Annotated in this window: 15 protein-coding genes and 1 riboswitch; of the genes, 4 read left to right on the forward strand and 11 right to left on the reverse strand. The window is 43.1% G+C overall.

The window, feature by feature from the left end:
- Positions 1-59: 59 nt before the first annotated feature.
- The 9 genes from Q0852_RS00775 to Q0852_RS00815 form a co-directional block, all read right to left on the reverse strand.
- Entirely contained in the window at positions 60-728 is a 669-nt protein-coding gene (locus tag Q0852_RS00775; protein ID WP_299012981.1) for a glutathione binding-like protein, read from the reverse strand.
- 12 nt (positions 729-740) lie between these two features.
- Positions 741-1,352: a glutathione S-transferase family protein gene (locus tag Q0852_RS00780; RefSeq protein WP_299012982.1), complete on the reverse strand. Its 612-nt coding sequence runs from the start codon at positions 1,350-1,352 to the stop codon at positions 741-743.
- A 165-nt stretch (positions 1,353-1,517) separates the two neighbouring features.
- On the reverse strand, positions 1,518-2,186 hold the full coding sequence (gene tenA, locus Q0852_RS00785; RefSeq protein ID WP_299012984.1) for a thiaminase II: 669 nt from the start codon (positions 2,184-2,186) through the stop codon (positions 1,518-1,520).
- A 34-nt stretch (positions 2,187-2,220) separates the two neighbouring features.
- On the reverse strand, positions 2,221-3,162 hold the full coding sequence (locus tag Q0852_RS00790; protein ID WP_299012986.1) for an ABC transporter substrate-binding protein: 942 nt from the start codon (positions 3,160-3,162) through the stop codon (positions 2,221-2,223).
- 88 nt (positions 3,163-3,250) lie between these two features.
- On the reverse strand, positions 3,251-4,009 hold the full coding sequence (locus Q0852_RS00795; RefSeq protein ID WP_299012987.1) for an ABC transporter permease: 759 nt from the start codon (positions 4,007-4,009) through the stop codon (positions 3,251-3,253).
- Positions 4,002-4,790 carry an ABC transporter ATP-binding protein gene (locus Q0852_RS00800; RefSeq protein WP_299012989.1) on the reverse strand — a complete coding sequence of 263 codons (789 nt, stop codon included), beginning with the start codon at positions 4,788-4,790 and terminating at the stop codon, positions 4,002-4,004. Before Q0852_RS00800 ends, Q0852_RS00795 begins: the two co-directional genes overlap by 8 nt.
- Positions 4,787-5,623 (reverse strand): bifunctional hydroxymethylpyrimidine kinase/phosphomethylpyrimidine kinase, encoded by an 837-nt coding sequence (gene thiD / locus Q0852_RS00805; protein ID WP_299012990.1) that lies wholly within the window; start codon positions 5,621-5,623, stop codon positions 4,787-4,789. Before thiD ends, Q0852_RS00800 begins: the two co-directional genes overlap by 4 nt.
- 72 nt (positions 5,624-5,695) lie before the next feature.
- A riboswitch (TPP riboswitch) is annotated at positions 5,696-5,793 on the reverse strand.
- A 229-nt stretch (positions 5,794-6,022) separates the two neighbouring features.
- Entirely contained in the window at positions 6,023-6,610 is a 588-nt protein-coding gene (locus tag Q0852_RS00810) for a lipoprotein (protein WP_299012992.1), read from the reverse strand.
- 461 nt (positions 6,611-7,071) lie between these two features.
- Positions 7,072-8,667, reverse strand: a complete 1,596-nt coding sequence (locus Q0852_RS00815; RefSeq protein ID WP_299012994.1) for an FAD-binding oxidoreductase — start codon at positions 8,665-8,667, stop codon at positions 7,072-7,074.
- 273 nt (positions 8,668-8,940) lie between these two features.
- On the opposite strand from Q0852_RS00815, the gene Q0852_RS00820 reads away from it, so the two are divergent.
- Positions 8,941-9,606 (forward strand): hypothetical protein, encoded by a 666-nt coding sequence (locus tag Q0852_RS00820; protein ID WP_299012996.1) that lies wholly within the window; start codon positions 8,941-8,943, stop codon positions 9,604-9,606.
- 55 nt (positions 9,607-9,661) lie between these two features.
- On the opposite strand, the gene Q0852_RS00825 is transcribed toward Q0852_RS00820, so the two are convergent.
- Positions 9,662-10,234: a PhnA domain-containing protein gene (locus Q0852_RS00825; RefSeq protein WP_299012997.1), complete on the reverse strand. Its 573-nt coding sequence runs from the start codon at positions 10,232-10,234 to the stop codon at positions 9,662-9,664.
- A gap of 383 nt (positions 10,235-10,617) precedes the next feature.
- Between Q0852_RS00825 and Q0852_RS00830 the strand changes: the two genes are divergently transcribed.
- Complete coding sequence (locus tag Q0852_RS00830) at positions 10,618-11,106, forward strand: hypothetical protein (protein ID WP_299012998.1); 489 nt, start codon at positions 10,618-10,620, stop codon at positions 11,104-11,106.
- Between the two features lie 202 nt (positions 11,107-11,308).
- Positions 11,309-12,475 (forward strand): trypsin-like serine protease, encoded by a 1,167-nt coding sequence (locus Q0852_RS00835; protein WP_299012999.1) that lies wholly within the window; start codon positions 11,309-11,311, stop codon positions 12,473-12,475.
- A gap of 80 nt (positions 12,476-12,555) precedes the next feature.
- Here Q0852_RS00835 and Q0852_RS00840 read toward each other — a convergent pair whose 3' ends face one another.
- Positions 12,556-13,842, reverse strand: a complete 1,287-nt coding sequence (locus Q0852_RS00840) for a cytosine deaminase (RefSeq protein WP_299013001.1) — start codon at positions 13,840-13,842, stop codon at positions 12,556-12,558.
- A 349-nt stretch (positions 13,843-14,191) separates the two neighbouring features.
- On the opposite strand from Q0852_RS00840, the gene Q0852_RS00845 reads away from it, so the two are divergent.
- The gene (locus tag Q0852_RS00845) at positions 14,192-15,823 is read left to right on the forward strand and encodes a methyl-accepting chemotaxis protein (RefSeq protein ID WP_299013003.1); all 1,632 of its coding nucleotides are present in this window, start codon (positions 14,192-14,194) and stop codon (positions 15,821-15,823) included.
- Positions 15,824-16,287: the final 464 nt, after the last annotated feature.

Here is a 16,287-nt window from a genome sequence, read left to right on the forward strand (position 1 = left end):
TATGGTAGATAATTAATTCAAATTGATTGGAGAAGATCATAGGTCAGCTTGCTATACGTTTAGCGTGTGACCATCTTACGTATTTCTTCCGCTTTTTCTTCATCACTGAGTTCTGATGGTGGCGGAATAAGAATACCTTTCTGGCATGCAGGGCGTTCGGCTATTTCTTTCAGCCAGCGCTGAAGGTAGGGCAACCCGTTGATATCAATTCCGCTCCATTCATAGATACGTACCCACGGCCAGGTTGCTATATCGGCAATAGTATATTCATCGCAGGCCAAGTAGGCATTTTTAGCTAACTGGGTGTCCATGACTTCAAAAAGCCGTCGCCCTTCGTGTTGGTAGCGATCTATAGCTGCCGGGATTTTTTCGGGGAAATAGCGATAGAATACATTGGCCTGACCCATGATGGGGCCGACACCTCCCATTTGGAACATCAGCCATTGAATGACTCTTGAGCGCTTGTCTGGATCTACAGGCATGAATTGGCCAGTCTTTTCTGCCAGATAGATCAAAATTGCACCTGATTCAAAGACAGCAAAGTTGTCGTGATCTGTATCAATGATGGCTGGTATTCGCCCGTTGGGGTTGATGGTAAGAAACTCGGGTTGTTTTTGCTCGCTAGCCATTAAATCCAGTGCATGAACTTGGTACTCCAGTCCCATTTCTTCCAAGGCGATAGAGATTTTATGACCGTTGGGGGTTGCTGCGGTGTAAAGCTCGATCATGGCTATCTCCGGTTAACCTTTTATTGATGGGCGTTCACAAATTTGCTGGTACCATTCTTTGAGGTTGGGGAGGGTATCATCCACTCCAATTTCAAGGTTTTTCATAAAATCGCACAGAACAATGGCAGTGATATCGGCAATGCTAAATTTATCGCCGGCAATAAATGGTGAGGTGGCGAGTTGGTTATCAATGGTTGGCAGGAAGTCGATAAGCCTCTGTCGAGATTCATCTCCCCATTCAGCAATACATTTTTCCCGATCCTGGTAGATGCCGGTGATATTACGAAATGCCTGCATGGCAACTAATAGCCCTCTCAATTCAATTAATCGTTGCCACATTTCGATATGTGCTTTCTCCAGTGCTGTATCGCCAAAGAGGGCGTGATCTGATGGATAGGCTTCATCAAAATAGCGGCAAATTGCAACAGATTCACAGATGGTTGTACCATCATCCAGCTCTAATACCGGTACTTGGCCGTTGAGGCTTTTAGTTTTGAATTCGTCACTAAGATTTTCTCCTCCTAAGATATCGACAGGGATACGTTCCACTTCGATGCCTTTTTCTGCCAGGAAAATGCTGACACGACGAGCACTTGGAGCCGGTCCGAGTTCATAGATTTTCATGATGGCCCTCTTTAATTGAACTGCTTGATTATTCATTTTGGTATTAAAAACTTATGCAGTAATGGGACTATCAGTCAAGGAGAGAGGGAAAGAATATGATTTAGTGGTTGTGACTCATTTATATCAAGGTGGAAAACACACCCTCAAGTGAGGGCGTGATACGAGTTAATTAGTGGAAGCGTTTAGCCCCTGTTGCCAGAAAGCGACTTCCATTCTTGTTGCCGTTTTGAATATCTCGCATAAGCGCTGTCCACGCTGGCTGTGTAATGGAATTTCATTAAGCATGTGGTTAAGGCGTTCAATGGTATCCTGAACACCGGACTGAAATTCTTCGCCACTGTAAAGATCAATCCAGCTTTTATACGGGTTGCCTTCTCTTTTTGTTTCATCCCAGTTTGCCAGTTGGTTTCCTATCTCGGCATAGCCGATAGCACAAGGTGCCAAAGCAGCAAAAAGATCGATTCGATCGCCTGCCATACCAGTATCCAGCACATAGCGGGTATAACAGACAGTACCGAAGTCTTCTGGTTCTGTTTCCATGTCTGATTCAGTCAACCCCCACTTAGAACAGTACTCGATATGGTGGCTCATCTCTGAATTGAGCAGGGCATTTAGTCCTGGCAGTGGTTCTCGCATCTCTTCCAAGGTGTTGGACTTGAAAATTGCCAGTGCGTAGGCGCGCGCATAATGCTTTAAGAAAAGAAAGTCTTGTTTTAGGTAATGAAGATACGCTTTTGCGTTTAGCTCCGCTTTAGCAAGAAGGGTGACAAAAGTATGCTGGGTGTAGTTTCCCCAGTCTTGCTGACAGGCGTTGATTAAATCTTGGTGATTCACAGTCTTTCCTTCGAATTCAAGTAATATCTGGGTGCTAGTACGTCAGGACGTAATCTTTCGCTTTGGGTAAGGTGTTGATGATGTTGTGCTGTTTCATGAACTCGGCATATTCGTCATAACGTTTTAGTTCAGCCGCTCCTGGACGCAGAGCAAAACGAGTCAGGGTGTCTTCCCATGCTCGGTGGTTAAGATCGTTATTCAGGGTTTCTGGCGAATAAGCAATGAATTCCTGCCACGCTTTTTTAGGGTGGTTAATCAGGTAAACTGTTGCTTTTTTGATAGCCGTATTGAATTTCTTGATAGTTTCTGGATTGTATTTATATGGGTTGGTAACAATAATCAGTTCATCGTATGGCGGCACACCGTGTTCTTCAGGAAAGAATGCGGTTGCCTTATAACCTTCAAGTTCCAGCTGATTGAGTTCGAAGTTACGCAAGCCGCCCCAGATAGCATCGACTTTGCCTGAAGCAAGCGACGAAGAAAGTGCCCAACCCACATTAATGATTTTTACTTTGTCCATGCTGATACCGGCAGAACGTAACATAGTGCCGATGGTGGCCTCTTCATTGCCACCGATAGCGACACCAATGTTTTTGCCGCTAAGATCTGCCAATGATTTGATCCCGGATTTGTCCAGAACGATGAGAGAGTTTAATGGCCCCGATATCAGAGTGGCTGAACGCACCAGAGGTAAACCTGCTGCAGCACTTGAAATGAGAGTACTTTGATAGGAAACGGCCATGTCAATTTTGCCGGCAGCAACCAGTTTGTCCGGGATGCTAGGGTCGGCAGGCTCTTGGAGCTCGATTTCCAGTCCTTGTTCGTTAAACCAGCCTTTTTCTTGTGCCAGGATAATCGGGCCGTGGTTAGGGTTTACAAACCAGTCCAGCATCAGGCTCAATTTTTCTGCTGTCGCATTAAATGAAGCCACCGAGAGTAAAAAGGTTGCGATGCTGTGCAGTAACAGTTTTTTCATTAAGTATTCCTTTATATAGTTTTACTTATTAATAGCTTATTGTTATACGAGTCTGAAATTCATATTCACTGTGTTATTTCAGCTAGTGTCATTTGTCTTGCCACGGAATTGCTTTTTTCAAGAGCCGATCGGCAGTGAAATAAAGGCTGATTGAGAAGAATGCCAGGATGAAAAGGGCGGCAAACATTTCATCCACGAACATACGGGCATTTGCCTGAAGCATTAAATAACCAAGTCCTTCGCTGGAACCCACCCACTCGCCAATAACAGTACCAATAGGTGCAACAACGGCAGCGACACGGATCCCGGATGCCAAGGTTGGTAATGCCGCTGGTAATCTGATTTGCCAAAGTAGCTGCCAACGTGTAGCTCCCATGGTTTTAGCCAGATCCAGATAGCCGCTTGGTGTTTGGCGCAGGCCGTCGTAGCAGCAGGTTGTAACCGGGAAAAAGATGATTAAGGCCGCCATGACCACTTTTGATGCTACACCGTAACCGAGCCAGAGCATCAGGATTGGAGCGATCGCAAAGACAGGAATCGCCTGACTGGTTATCAGAATAGGAAGCAGCCAGCGTCGCAACGGAGCAAATAGCAGCATCTGCAAGGCGAAAAACAGTCCCATGAAAAGCCCGAGTAGTAATCCCATTATGATTTCAGATCCAGTCACCATCGCGTGGATCCATAAGATGTCGTAGCGTTCAACAAGTTTGCTGAATACCGCAACAGGCCCGGGTAAGATGAATGATGGAAGTTCAAATAGCACGATGGCGACTTGCCATAGAGCCAACATGCCACTGCCGCTAATTAAAATGCGCAACATGCGTTTCGATAGTCGAAAATCAGCCATAATCCTGCTCCAGTAACTCGATGATAGCTTGCTGATGAACTGCCGTTTCGGCATTAAATGTCCTTGGTGGGGGTGTGAGCGGGACCTCCAGACTGGTTAGCTGCGCGGGCTTACCGGACATAACATAGATACTATGTCCTAGACGTAATGCTTCCTGGGGATCATGAGTGATCAGCAGTACGGTACAACCTTTTAACAGCTGAGCTGAAAGATTCTGCAGTTTATAGCGGGTAACGGCATCTAAAGCAGAGAAGGGTTCATCCATCAGCACCAGCGATTTGTTCTGCATCAGTGTTCTGGCAAGGGCAACCCGTTGGCGCATTCCCCCTGAGAGTTGTTGCGGCATTGCTGATGCGTATTGTTTAAGATCAATAGCTTCTAGTAGTTCAATGGCTTTATCCGTTTCTGATTTCGTCGCTGAAGCTTGGTTTGGACGAATGCCCAACCGTTGACTTAAACATACGTTATCTAACACAGTGAGCCATGGCAGCAGGAGATCTTGCTGTGCCATATAGGCAATACGGTTCGATAATGGTTGGTTATCTGAGGTAATAAGCTCGCCGCTCCAGTTGATCTGAGCGTCGAGCAAGCCAGCAACGTGTCGTAGCAACGTCGTTTTTCCGCAACCACTTTTGCCCAGCAGACATGTCCACTGACCAGAAGGTAACCTCAGGTTAAGATTTGAAAACAGCGCTTGTTCGGAATCATTGTAAGTCAGAGACAAGTTTTTGAGGTGTACATCAGTGGCGAGTCCGGAATGGGCTGATATATGTTGATTCATTGTTGCTGCTCTGGCTTGAAGTGTCCGGCAAAAAAATGATGGACAGGGCCGTGACCCGACCCGACCTCAAGGTTATTTGCATGTTGAATTGCTTGGGTGATATAGGTTTTTGCATGCTGAACAGCGTCGATGAGCTCAAAGCCTTGAGCCAGGAATGAGGCTGTCGCGGCTGACAGGGTACAGCCGGTGCCATGGGTGTTGCGGGTATTGATGCGAGGTGTACTCATACGGAGCACGTCATCAGCAAGGATCAAAAAATCTGTACTGTTTTCTTCTTGTTCAAGATGACCACCTTTAAGAAGTATTGAGCGGGCTCCGACTTTTCGTAAAGCTGCGATCATGTTGCTCATTTCCTGCTCATTTAGTGGCAGATCTGCACCAAGCAGTGCTGCGGCTTCAGGTAGATTAGGGGTGATCACATCAGCAAGAGGTAACAGTTCAGATTTGAGGGTTGAAATGGCCTCTTGGTGTAATAAAAGATCACCGCTGGTGGCGACCATTACAGGATCAACAACCAGAAAGTCAGGTTGGTATTGGTGAAGTTTTTTGGCAACAGAACGGATGATATCGGCATCGCTGAGCATGCCGATTTTGACAGCCTTGATATCAAGATCGCTGAAAACGGCATCAAGCTGTTGTTCGATAAAGCTCGGTTCAACAGGATAGATACCAGATACACCTTGGGTATTTTGCGCTGTCAGGGCAGTGATCACTGAGCAAGCATATCCGCCGGTTGCTGAAATGGCCTTGATATCGGCCTGTATACCAGCACCGCCACCGCTGTCGGAGCCTGCAATTGTTAACGTAATAGGTGTGTTGGATGGAACTGCCATAGCGACTACCTTTTTGTAGTAGTGCGCAGGGTAGCAGGTATCGCAGACAGGGCTGCCTGGAAAGCGCCTGTATTGATACGATTGCTAGTTCCCTACGCCATTATTAAATGGATCAGGTTCAACGGGTCCCACCAGAGTGGTCTCAGCCAAAGGCTCCCCGACTAACATATAAATTCTTTTCTGAACTTTGCAATTATCCCAATTGATATTAAACAGCAGCTTATGCTGTTATCAATTGGTTGGCTATTCTAACCATGTTTTTTATGAGAGGGCAAATAGGAAAGGCGCAAATTGTTGTTCAGTTTGGTATTAATTGAACAAGATGAGGTGTGATTGAGTGATTTTTCGCAGTAGGAAAGAGGCGTTGGGCTGCTAGTGAAACTAGCAGCCCAAGTACGATTAGTAGGCAACTGTTGTGTGTTTGCAGCGGTAGATATCTGCAACAACAGATGTTGGCTTATTACCGTTTGAATCAATAATTTTCGTGATATGGAAACGGTTGCCACCCATCATGTATGTTTCATTAGAAAGTTCAATCTCAAGGTTATCCGGAGATGTTTTTTCAACAACGTGGGTGTTCAGGATTTTACATTCGTTATTTTCAATTTCGGTGAACGTAATTGGTTTTACGCTATATGCTCCAGGCAGAAGTTCAACATTGCCTGCAGGTTTTGCTTTGTATGGTGATGGGCAGTTATATAACTCAGCTACAACACTGCTTGGGCGAGAGCGGTGGGTATCTAATACTGCCACGATACGGTAGCGGTTACCGCCTGCCATGTAAGCTTCGTTTTTCAATTCACGTTCAACGTTATTAGGGTGCGCATCATCGATAGTATGTGTACCAACGATTTGGCAGTTTAATTGTTGTACGCCGATTTCTGAAATTGCAGTAACGGTACGGGCTTCCGGTTTTACTGGTACTTTTCTAGTCACGCACCCCGAAAGAATAAAAGCAGATAGGAGTAAAAGAGTAATTTTTTTCATGTCGAACCTATAAAATAAGATGTATTAGAATACTAAGCACTCAAAAACATCTATGCCCTAACACCGATGCAACCACTGAATTTAGCCAGCCTTACAACGGTAAAGCGCTATTAGCGTGGGTTTACATTACTGTAACAGGCTAATGAGTCATTAATTAGCCTATTATATACATTAATCATCTAATAGAACATTGTTAAATTTGACATTTTTACTAGTGAAGTTGCGTATAAATATGATTTTTGGTGAATTTTTAAACATGGTAGATCCAGCCCTACATGTTTTGGGTTAATTGAACTTAGAAGCTACTTAGTAACATTCCTAATATGGAAAAAAGGCCGGGAGGTAATAGCAATTAGTCTTGTCATGCGTTGGTTACGGGGCTGGGTAAATCGAGCCTCTATCATTTTAATTAGATAGAGGCTTGTCTGTTATTATAAATTGTTTGCAAAGTATCGGTTTGGTTAAATGGTATTACTCAAAGTTGGCTCAGCTGAAGTAACCTTGTTTGTGCTCGATTTACCAATTTTTAGCTTCGAGCCGTTAGATTCTGAGTAGCCGTCTAGCCAGTATTTACCCGGAGACAAAATATGATTTGGATCCAGGGCACTCTTTAGAGTATTGAGAAGCTCGAGATTCGTGTTATCAATATAAGGTTTGATCGCATCAAACATACCTGAACCGCTGCGGTATGGGCAGAAACCCGCTGATAGCAGGGCGTTGTCCAGTTCCTTATGGAAATCTCTGGCTTTCGCTATTTCTTCTTCGCTTTTACCAAACCGGATATTTGCTATCATCACGACGGCACGCTCGTTAACATTAGTCATGCTATATCTTTCTTCATAACCATATTTTTGAAAAACTTGATGGCATATAGACAGCATCTCTTTAATCTCCGTTTTCGAGAAACTGCTGACGGCACAAATCCAACGGAAGCAAGCGGGAAATTCTGAGGTTTTCATTTCAGATGTGGCTTCTCGGTGATCAAGCAGTGTTTTTATTGCGTCATCAGAAGGAATACCTTTTTTAAGGTCTATAACCAGTTGGAGCCCAGACAGGGCTGGGGATTTAAGGTATTGATTTAATTTACAAAGGAACTGCCAGCGGAAATCATCCATCATGAAGACACGGGCATGAGGAATGTTGCGCTTAATTGCTTGCTTAAAGTACTTATAGCGAGCTTTTACAATTGCTTTAGGCCCAGCCAGGGATGTGGTCAGTACCCATGCACCGGCAGCTTTTGCAGCTAACTCACCAACGGCACGCGTCATGCTTACGGTATGTACGCCACTGGTAATCACGCCTTTTAGTTTCAAATCAGCGATAGTCGCAACCATATCAGGGGCATCGGATTCATTTTTGCACATTACCATTACCGTCGTTTGATATTCTGGTTTTGGTTGCAGAGCAATGGTCATCTCAAGCACAACGCCAAGATTTGATTGTGAAAAAAGGCCATTAAGCACTGGCCCAATCCCGTAAGGGTATAGGTGTTCAGCCTTACTTGTCTTGAACATACCCATCCCGGTAGTAATAACTTCACCTGTTGGTAGGAGTACACGCATTGAAAGAACACTACCAAAGCGATCACTGTAGTCAGTATGGCCAAAACCGCGCTCAAGTATGTTACCTACAATACTGGTATGTGAGCCAGCGGCTGTAATATCAAGTTGTAGGGATGAGTTGCTATCGACTAAGGCTTGATATAGCTGGAATTGGGTTATACCTGGTTGAACACGAACATAGGCATGATCTTCGTTAATCTCCAGAACCTGAGACAGGCGGTTCAGGTTGATAATTACTTGGTGGGGCTGAGTGCCTTGTGCTGTACCGTAGCCCCAGTTACGTCCCTGGGCAACCGGGTGAACTTCAAACCCGTGTTCGTTGGCACCTATCACTGTTGCAATTAGCTGTTCTTCTGTTTCTGGCCATACGATGGCAGTAGGGGGAGTGATGCTTCCGTTGAGCGCTAAGCCGTATTCGCGAAGGGTTGCCTCGTCATGGGCTATTTGTTGGTGAGAGTAAATGTTGGAAAGTACTGTGAGTAAAGCAGAATCCATGTTTGATATCCCTACTGATAGTTGTTTCACACATATGCCATGTCGTTTATGTTTTATTTAACAATGGCTTAGTCATGTTATTGTGCCGCAAAATATAAAAGATACAGTTAAAAAAGCAGTGATATGTGAGCTTCTTTGCATAAATGCTGGTAAGTATCTGACAGCAGTAGATTAATTTGGATAATGCAAAGTAACAGGAATAAAGGACAATAAAATCTCGCTGAACAAGCATCTTTAGGTTACTTGGCTATACACTGAAAATTTGGAATTCTTATGCAATATGACAGCCTGACGAACCACGTTTGTCGTACCGAAGAAGAAAAAATCACTGCTTATAATATTCGTTATCAAGCTTATACAACCGTTGGATATAACCCAGTTTGTACGAGAGGGTTATTTACCGACAAGTATGATGAAAAACCGAATAACATATCTTTTTTGCTTAAAGATAATGGTAAGCCTTTTGCTACGGTAAGGGCGAGTATATTGCACCGACCATTGGGGTGGGTCGATATTCCTTGCAAGGGAGGATTTGAATCTGAATTTGCCGAGCTTGAGAAAGAGTATGACACTATTATTGAAATGGGTCGTTTAGCGGTTATACCGGAAAAGCGAGGGTTGGAGTCAGTCGCACCTCTGGCGTTATTTAGTAATATTTATATGATTGATGAGCGATTTGGCCGAACGGCAATAGTTTGTGGTTCAAGTAAAAAACATAAACGGTTTTATGAGCGCTTAGGAATGAAAAGTCTTTGCGGGTTTGCTCCTCGTCCCAATACAGCCATCGATTTGACGTTAATGGCAAAAGATCTGGACCTGGATGAGTTTATTAGTCGCGGTTATTTAGATGAATATACGATTAGACGCCTTATTCCAACGTTTCCTGATGATGTGATAAAAAAAATTAGCCAGCCAGAGCAGCTTGTTGTTGAAGTATGAAAGAAAAAAGGCGCTTAAACGCGCCTTTTTCATACCGTTCTTGCTGTAAATATAATTACATTTTTTTACAGTAAGCTGCGATGATAACCATATTTGTACCAGCTGCTTTACCAGAGACATGCAGAGGGTTATTAGTCAGGCGAATACCACGAACCGCAGTACCTTGCTTAATTACAAGGCTAGAACCTTTTACTGGTAGATCTTTGATGATAGTAACGTTGTCACCAGCCTGTAGTGGAGTACCGTTTACATCTACAGTTTGTACTGAATCAAGTTCTTCAGCCGCGATACCTTTTTCAGCCCACTCAATGGTGTCTTCTTCCAGGTACATCATATCCAGCAGATCTTGAGCCCAGGTTTCAGAAGAAAGACGTTTTAGCATACGGTAAGCCATTACCTGAACTGCAGGCACTTGGCTCCACATGCTGTCGTTCAGACAACGCCAGTGGTTCTGATCCATAGTGTCAGCATTTTCGATTTGACTACGGCAAGTGCCACAGACCATTACACAGCTACCTGCAGTAGTGTCAGGAGAAGCTGGTACTTCAAATACGCTCAGATTGTCTTCAGATGAACAAAGCTCACATTTAGAGCCAGAGCGCTCTTTAACGATATTTTCGATAGTCATAAGGAATAGTCCGTAGATTTGTTGTGGCAATATTATGCCCAGCATTTAGTGATAAGGGAAGAATTCCGGCTAGAGATCACAGTTATTCATCACACATATGTGTTTTTCAGTATAGTTAATGACCATTTTTGACTGTTGGGCTGGTATTTTGTATTAAATGGCAAGAACTGTAATTGTGTAAAAAAAGAAAGTTTAACTCGGTGTTTCTTATCTAAAATAATTAACTGCTCATGCAATTTAGTTTAGGTGCAACAGTTTGTAATTGCGTTGATTCTTGACATTAATGGTGGTTTATATGGCTTGTTGGGGTAAGTTTGGAATAATGTTAAATAAAAGCTAATATTAAATGAGCTAATTAAATATAACTAAACAAGGGAATGATAATGAACAAGGTTGTATATTTATTATCTGTATTGGCGCTAGTAGGGTGTAATGAGGACGATCTTACAGATTTAGTACAAGGGAATACAAAAGTATTTACTGTAACCGGGGCGAATGTTCAAAGTAAGTTGGGAGCTATTGACCCTGGTTATTATGATATTAATTCAATAACAAACGGGATGGGTAGTACACCTGATAATCTACCGGTTGCTTCAAAAGCTACTTTAGAGAATTTGGGTATTAAAGTTGAAGGCGAAGGATGTGGAAAAATAGAGATAACACATCCATTATGTTTCGAAGACGGTAATACTAATAGTTGTCTTCCATCAGAAATAAATATGCTTGGTCTTGCTGTTTATACGATTGATTTAGATAAAGTGAAAATGGCCAGTGATAATGGATTTTATCCAACGCTAGCGACAGATGTTGGTGGTTTGTATGTTGATATAAAGTATCAGGAAGTGAATTGTTCTTATTTAAGTAGTCTGTAATTAATGTATGTCACATTTTAATTAAGAATTAACTCAATAGTAATGAACCAGTTTTTGCGAGAGACTTCTAAGTTGTGGTTTCTTGATATTTTATTTGCAGCAATAGAGAAATGAAGTCGTTCGCATTATTTTTTATTTCATTATCTTAAGTGTTACCTGAGTGATAGTTTGATTGCCATTTCTATACCTTTGGTGGTGCTTAATGAAAATGAAATCGCTGTCGGTCGTTGCCTTATTATCGTCGTTAATACCTAACACTTATGCTTTTGATGCTTCTCCGTTTGTGGTTGGAGGAATGCCGTTTGAACCACAACCAACTGAAAACTGGATGGTTTCGTTACGAGATACAAAAAATGGTAATAGTCATTTTTGTGGAGGTTCAATTATAGATGACCATTGGGTGTTAACCGCAGCGCACTGCGTCGTCCGTCCGAGAGAATCAGGTTATTATGTTAAGCAGCCATCACAAATAAACGTGATGGCTGGTGTATCGGATAACAAAATAACAAATGTCGGAAATCTTTATTCGGTTTCTCATGTTATTGTTCATAAGGATTACTCTCCTGATGTGATAATTCAGCAGCAAACGGTGCCTGGTGGCAGTACTACTGTTGAGTTGAAATCAACAGCGTTGGATAATGATGTTGCGCTGATTCGGGTTGAAAGTCCTTTTACTGATGTTGCGTCTATTAAACTTGCAACTCCCAATGAGGCTGATGAGATAGATAAAAGGCTAGGAAAAGAGTGGAATGAGCATTCCAGGCCTGAGAATACAATTATATCCGGGTGGGGAGCGATAGACACTGCCTCGACAATATTCGAAAATCAATTATTAGCTGCTCATTTGTCTTTTGTTCCTATACTTGACTGTTATAACCGTTTAGAGCTTGGTAGTGAGTTAAATACAATTATCGGCAATCCTGCAATCAAAACTAAAATTTGTACTTTGCCGCCGACAGTGATTAATAGCGAAGAAAGTGATTTAGTTTACGGACCTAGCCCATGTAAAGGTGATAGCGGTGGACCGTTATTAGCGCAAAAAGTCAATGGTGAATGGGTGCAGATAGGAATTGTCAGCGGAGGATCTGCTGGTAAATTAGTGTGTGGTTCTATAACGCGACCAGGTTTTTATGCTCGTGTTGGTACATACCATAGCTGGATTGAGCTTTATAAGGGAACTAAACCACGTAAATCGGTGATAGCGCCAGAGATCATTACTAATAGTAAGGAAAAAAAATGCACTCCTGGTGTCGACGGGATAGCACATACCAATTGTGCAATGATTGAGGGCGATGGTGGTTCGTGGTCATGGATAGGGCTGTTGTTTTTGTCTTTAGTCGGTTTTTATCGTCGTAAACAGCCTTATTAATGTAATCATACCTATAACGATTTATTTTAATGCCACCGCTATTGCGGTGGCATTTCTTTAAAGTCGACTCGTGGTAAAAATTAACGTTTAAATGTCACTATTTCGTTTCTATCGCCAAGATTAAGCTGAGTTATCTGTGGTTGGGTTTGTGCAATGATTTGCCCATAGCGTACTGAATAGCGAACGGGAATCTGGCGGCGTATCGCGTCAAAACCATTATCGGCGGGAAGGATCAGAAGGTTGCCAGGTTTACCTACCTCGATACCATAATGCTTATCTATATTCATTGCTCGGGCGGAATTTCGGCAGATCAAATTAAGTGCATGGTCTATTTGTTCGTATCCCATGATTTGGCAGATATGAAGACCCATGTGAAGTACTTGCATCATGTTAGCTGTGCCCAGTGGGTACCAGGGATCAAAAACATCATCGTGACCAAAACAGACATTAATGTCGGCTGCAAGCATCTCTTTGACTCGGGTAATACCACGGCGTTTTGGGTAGTCATCAAAACGGCCTTGCAGATGGATATTAACCAGCGGGTTTGCAACAAAACTGATACCTGAGAGTTTTAACAGGCGAAACAGTCTGGATGTATAAGCGCTGTTATATGAATGCATGGCCGTCGTATGGCTTGCAGTGACTTTGTTGCCCATGTTGAATTTATGTGCGAGTGCTGCAAGCGTTTCGATGAAACGGGATTGTTCATCATCAATTTCATCGCAATGTACGTCGATCATTCGATCGTATTGTCTTGCCAGTTCAAATACAAAGTGGAGTGACTCAATGCCGTATTCACGGGTGAATTCGAAATGCGGGATGGCGCCGATAACATCGGCTCCAAGTTTTACAGCTTCTTCCAGTAGCTCTTTACCGTTGGGATAGGAGAGAACACCTTCTTGTGGAAACGCAACGATTTGAAGATCTACCCAATCTTTAACTTCTTGTTTTACCTCCAACATGGCTTTCAGGGCCACTAAATCGGGATCGGATACGTCAACATGGGTTCGTATGTGTTGAATTCCATTGGCTATTTGCCATTTTATTGTCTGTTTTGCCCTGATTTTTACATCCTTAACAGAAAGCATGGCCTTACGTTCAGTCCAACGCTCAATTCCCTCGAACAAAGTACCGGAAATATTCCAGTTTGGTTCACCGGCTGTTTGGGTTGTGTCGAGGTGAATGTGAGGCTCACAGAAAGGGGGGATTGCCATTCCGCCTTCACCGTCAAGGCGATTGCCGTTGAATGTAATAGATTCGCTTACAGGCTGGATTTCTTTGATTGTACCGTTTTCGATCAAGATTTGCTGTGGTTTTTCGCTACCTTGTAGGGTGATGTTTTGGAGAAGCAGATTGCCATTTTGCATTTGATCATCCTTGTCGTTGCATAAGCATTTAGGAAGCATGACATATATGGATGTTTGTGGGAGTGAGCAGGATCTCGTGAGAGTTTTTGTATGAAGGATTTAACCTCGCAGAAATATCGCTGTGCAGCATGACTGACACTAGCGACCTTTAGAAAGGTTTTTTACAATGAGTAGTTAATTTTTCTTAAATTTTTTTAATATTTGTCGCTTGAATAGTACGGGTGTCATCATTATTGATAAATGGCATGATAGTATGTGCTCGCCCATCAGGACTTGGCTCAAATTGCACATATATGGATGTATATTGCTCTGACGACTTTGCACTATAAGAATCAAAGGTAACTCATTCATGTTTCTCAAAAATCTTTCTATCGGCAAGAAGATTGCCGTTGCTTTTATGTCTATCGCGGTGATCAACCTAGGCTTTGGCATGTTTCTGGTCAGTGAATTAGGAAAAATTAAGGATGAACTACTTAACTTCACCGACGACACGCTGCCAGCCGTGCAACATGTTGATGGAATAAGAGATAAAATGTCTTATTGGCGTCGTACTCAGTTCGCTTTATTAGCAGTTAACGATTTAGCTGAGGTTAAGCAGACTATTCAGCGTAACGAACGCATTCGTCAGGATATCCAATCTGGATTGGAAGCTTATGGTAAAACTGTTTGGCCGGGTGAAGAAGAGCAAACTTTTAATCGTCTAATGACTAACTGGAACAGCTATGTAGCGACCATGGCCAAGTTCAACGACGCTATGCTTACGATGGATAAAGCGACTGCCCACCCAATTTTATCCCAGTCACTTTCTCGTTTTGAAGGTATCGAGTCAGATATCAATTCACTGATTGATATTCTGCAAGATGCGATGGCGCAAAACCGCGAGACGATTCTGAGCTCAGTGACTGGCCTGAATACGAAGACTATCACCAGTAATATGGCTATCCTCGCCCTGATGGTGGTTATGACATTGCTACTGACTCGCATTATTTGTGGCCCGCTAAGACTCGTTGTTGAACAAGCGAATGCCATTGCTGGTGGTAATCTGGCTAAGCAACTGGATCGCGATGCCATTAGCAATGATGAGCTAGGTGAGCTGGCTGACTCTTCAATCAAAATGCAAAATAACCTGCGTCAGTTGATAGATGAAATTATCTCTGCTGTGACTCAGCTAAGTAGCGCGGTTGAAGAAATGAGTCAAATATCTGACTTGTCAGCCCAGGGTATGAAAGAGCAGCAACTACAGATCACTCAAGTTGCAACTGCAATGACAGAAATGAAAGCTGCAGTTGGCGATGTGGCGCGTAATACTGAAGATACCGCTTCTCAATCTGTGGTTGCTAACGAAAAAGCGCAAGAAGGTGCTCGAGACAACGAAGTAATGGTTGCCTCGATTCAAAACGTTGCCGGCGTTATTGAGCAGGCAGGTGAAACTGTTTCTGAACTGGAACAACAGTCGAAGCAAATCAACGTCGTGGTTGACGTTATTCGCGGTATTGCTGAGCAGACTAACCTGCTGGCACTGAACGCAGCCATTGAAGCTGCTCGTGCTGGTGAATCTGGCCGCGGATTTGCTGTTGTTGCGGATGAAGTACGTACCCTGGCAGGTCGTACGCAAGATTCGACAGGTGAAATTACGTCGATTATTGAAAAACTTCAGCTAATGGCGAAGCAAGCGAAAGATGCAACAGAGCAATCACGCACCAGCATCGAAGCTTGTGTGGATCAGGGCACTCATTCACAAGAAATCATGTTGTCGATCGAAAAATCCATCGCTGACATTGCTGACATGGGCTCGCAGATTGCCAGCGCGTGTAGCCAACAGGATTCCGTTGCTGATGAACTGAGCTGTAATATTGAGAATATTCATGTTGCTTCACAAGAAGTGGCACAAGGCTCAGAGCAAACGGCGCAAGCATGTCGTGAGCTTAGTCAGCTTTCTGTGACACTTCAAAACGCAATGGGACGTTTCAAACTTAACTAATTAGTATCTTTATCCATAGAAAGCGAATACCTAAAGCTTCTTGTGTATATCTTAAATTGTCTCTCAATCCATACCTTGTGCCGATAATTAACATAGCGGTGTAAGGTATGGATTTTCTGCGCTGAACCTATCCTGATAGACCCTTCATCTATTTTTCTTAAATGACAAAATGACGTTGTTGTTTTGGCGGAATTATTTGCCAAAAGTCGCTAACGCTGACAATTGTTGCTCATATAGTTGCTTTCATCGCCATTCGTTTGGTAATTAACTGTCGTTGATAGTGTGAAAAATGGGCGAAATTGTTTTTGGGGATAAGTCCTTTATCCACAAAAGCTGTGAATAACTCTGTGGGAAATGCTAGAAGGCTAATAGCCATGCTGGTTTCGGTAAAGTCAATAGTCGGAGCAATGAAAAACTCATGTAATCTCAGTGACATTGATTTAGTTCAATATAGAAAAATTGCC

Source organism: uncultured Photobacterium sp., assembly GCF_947502415.1.
Lineage (GTDB): Bacteria > Pseudomonadota > Gammaproteobacteria > Enterobacterales > Vibrionaceae > Photobacterium.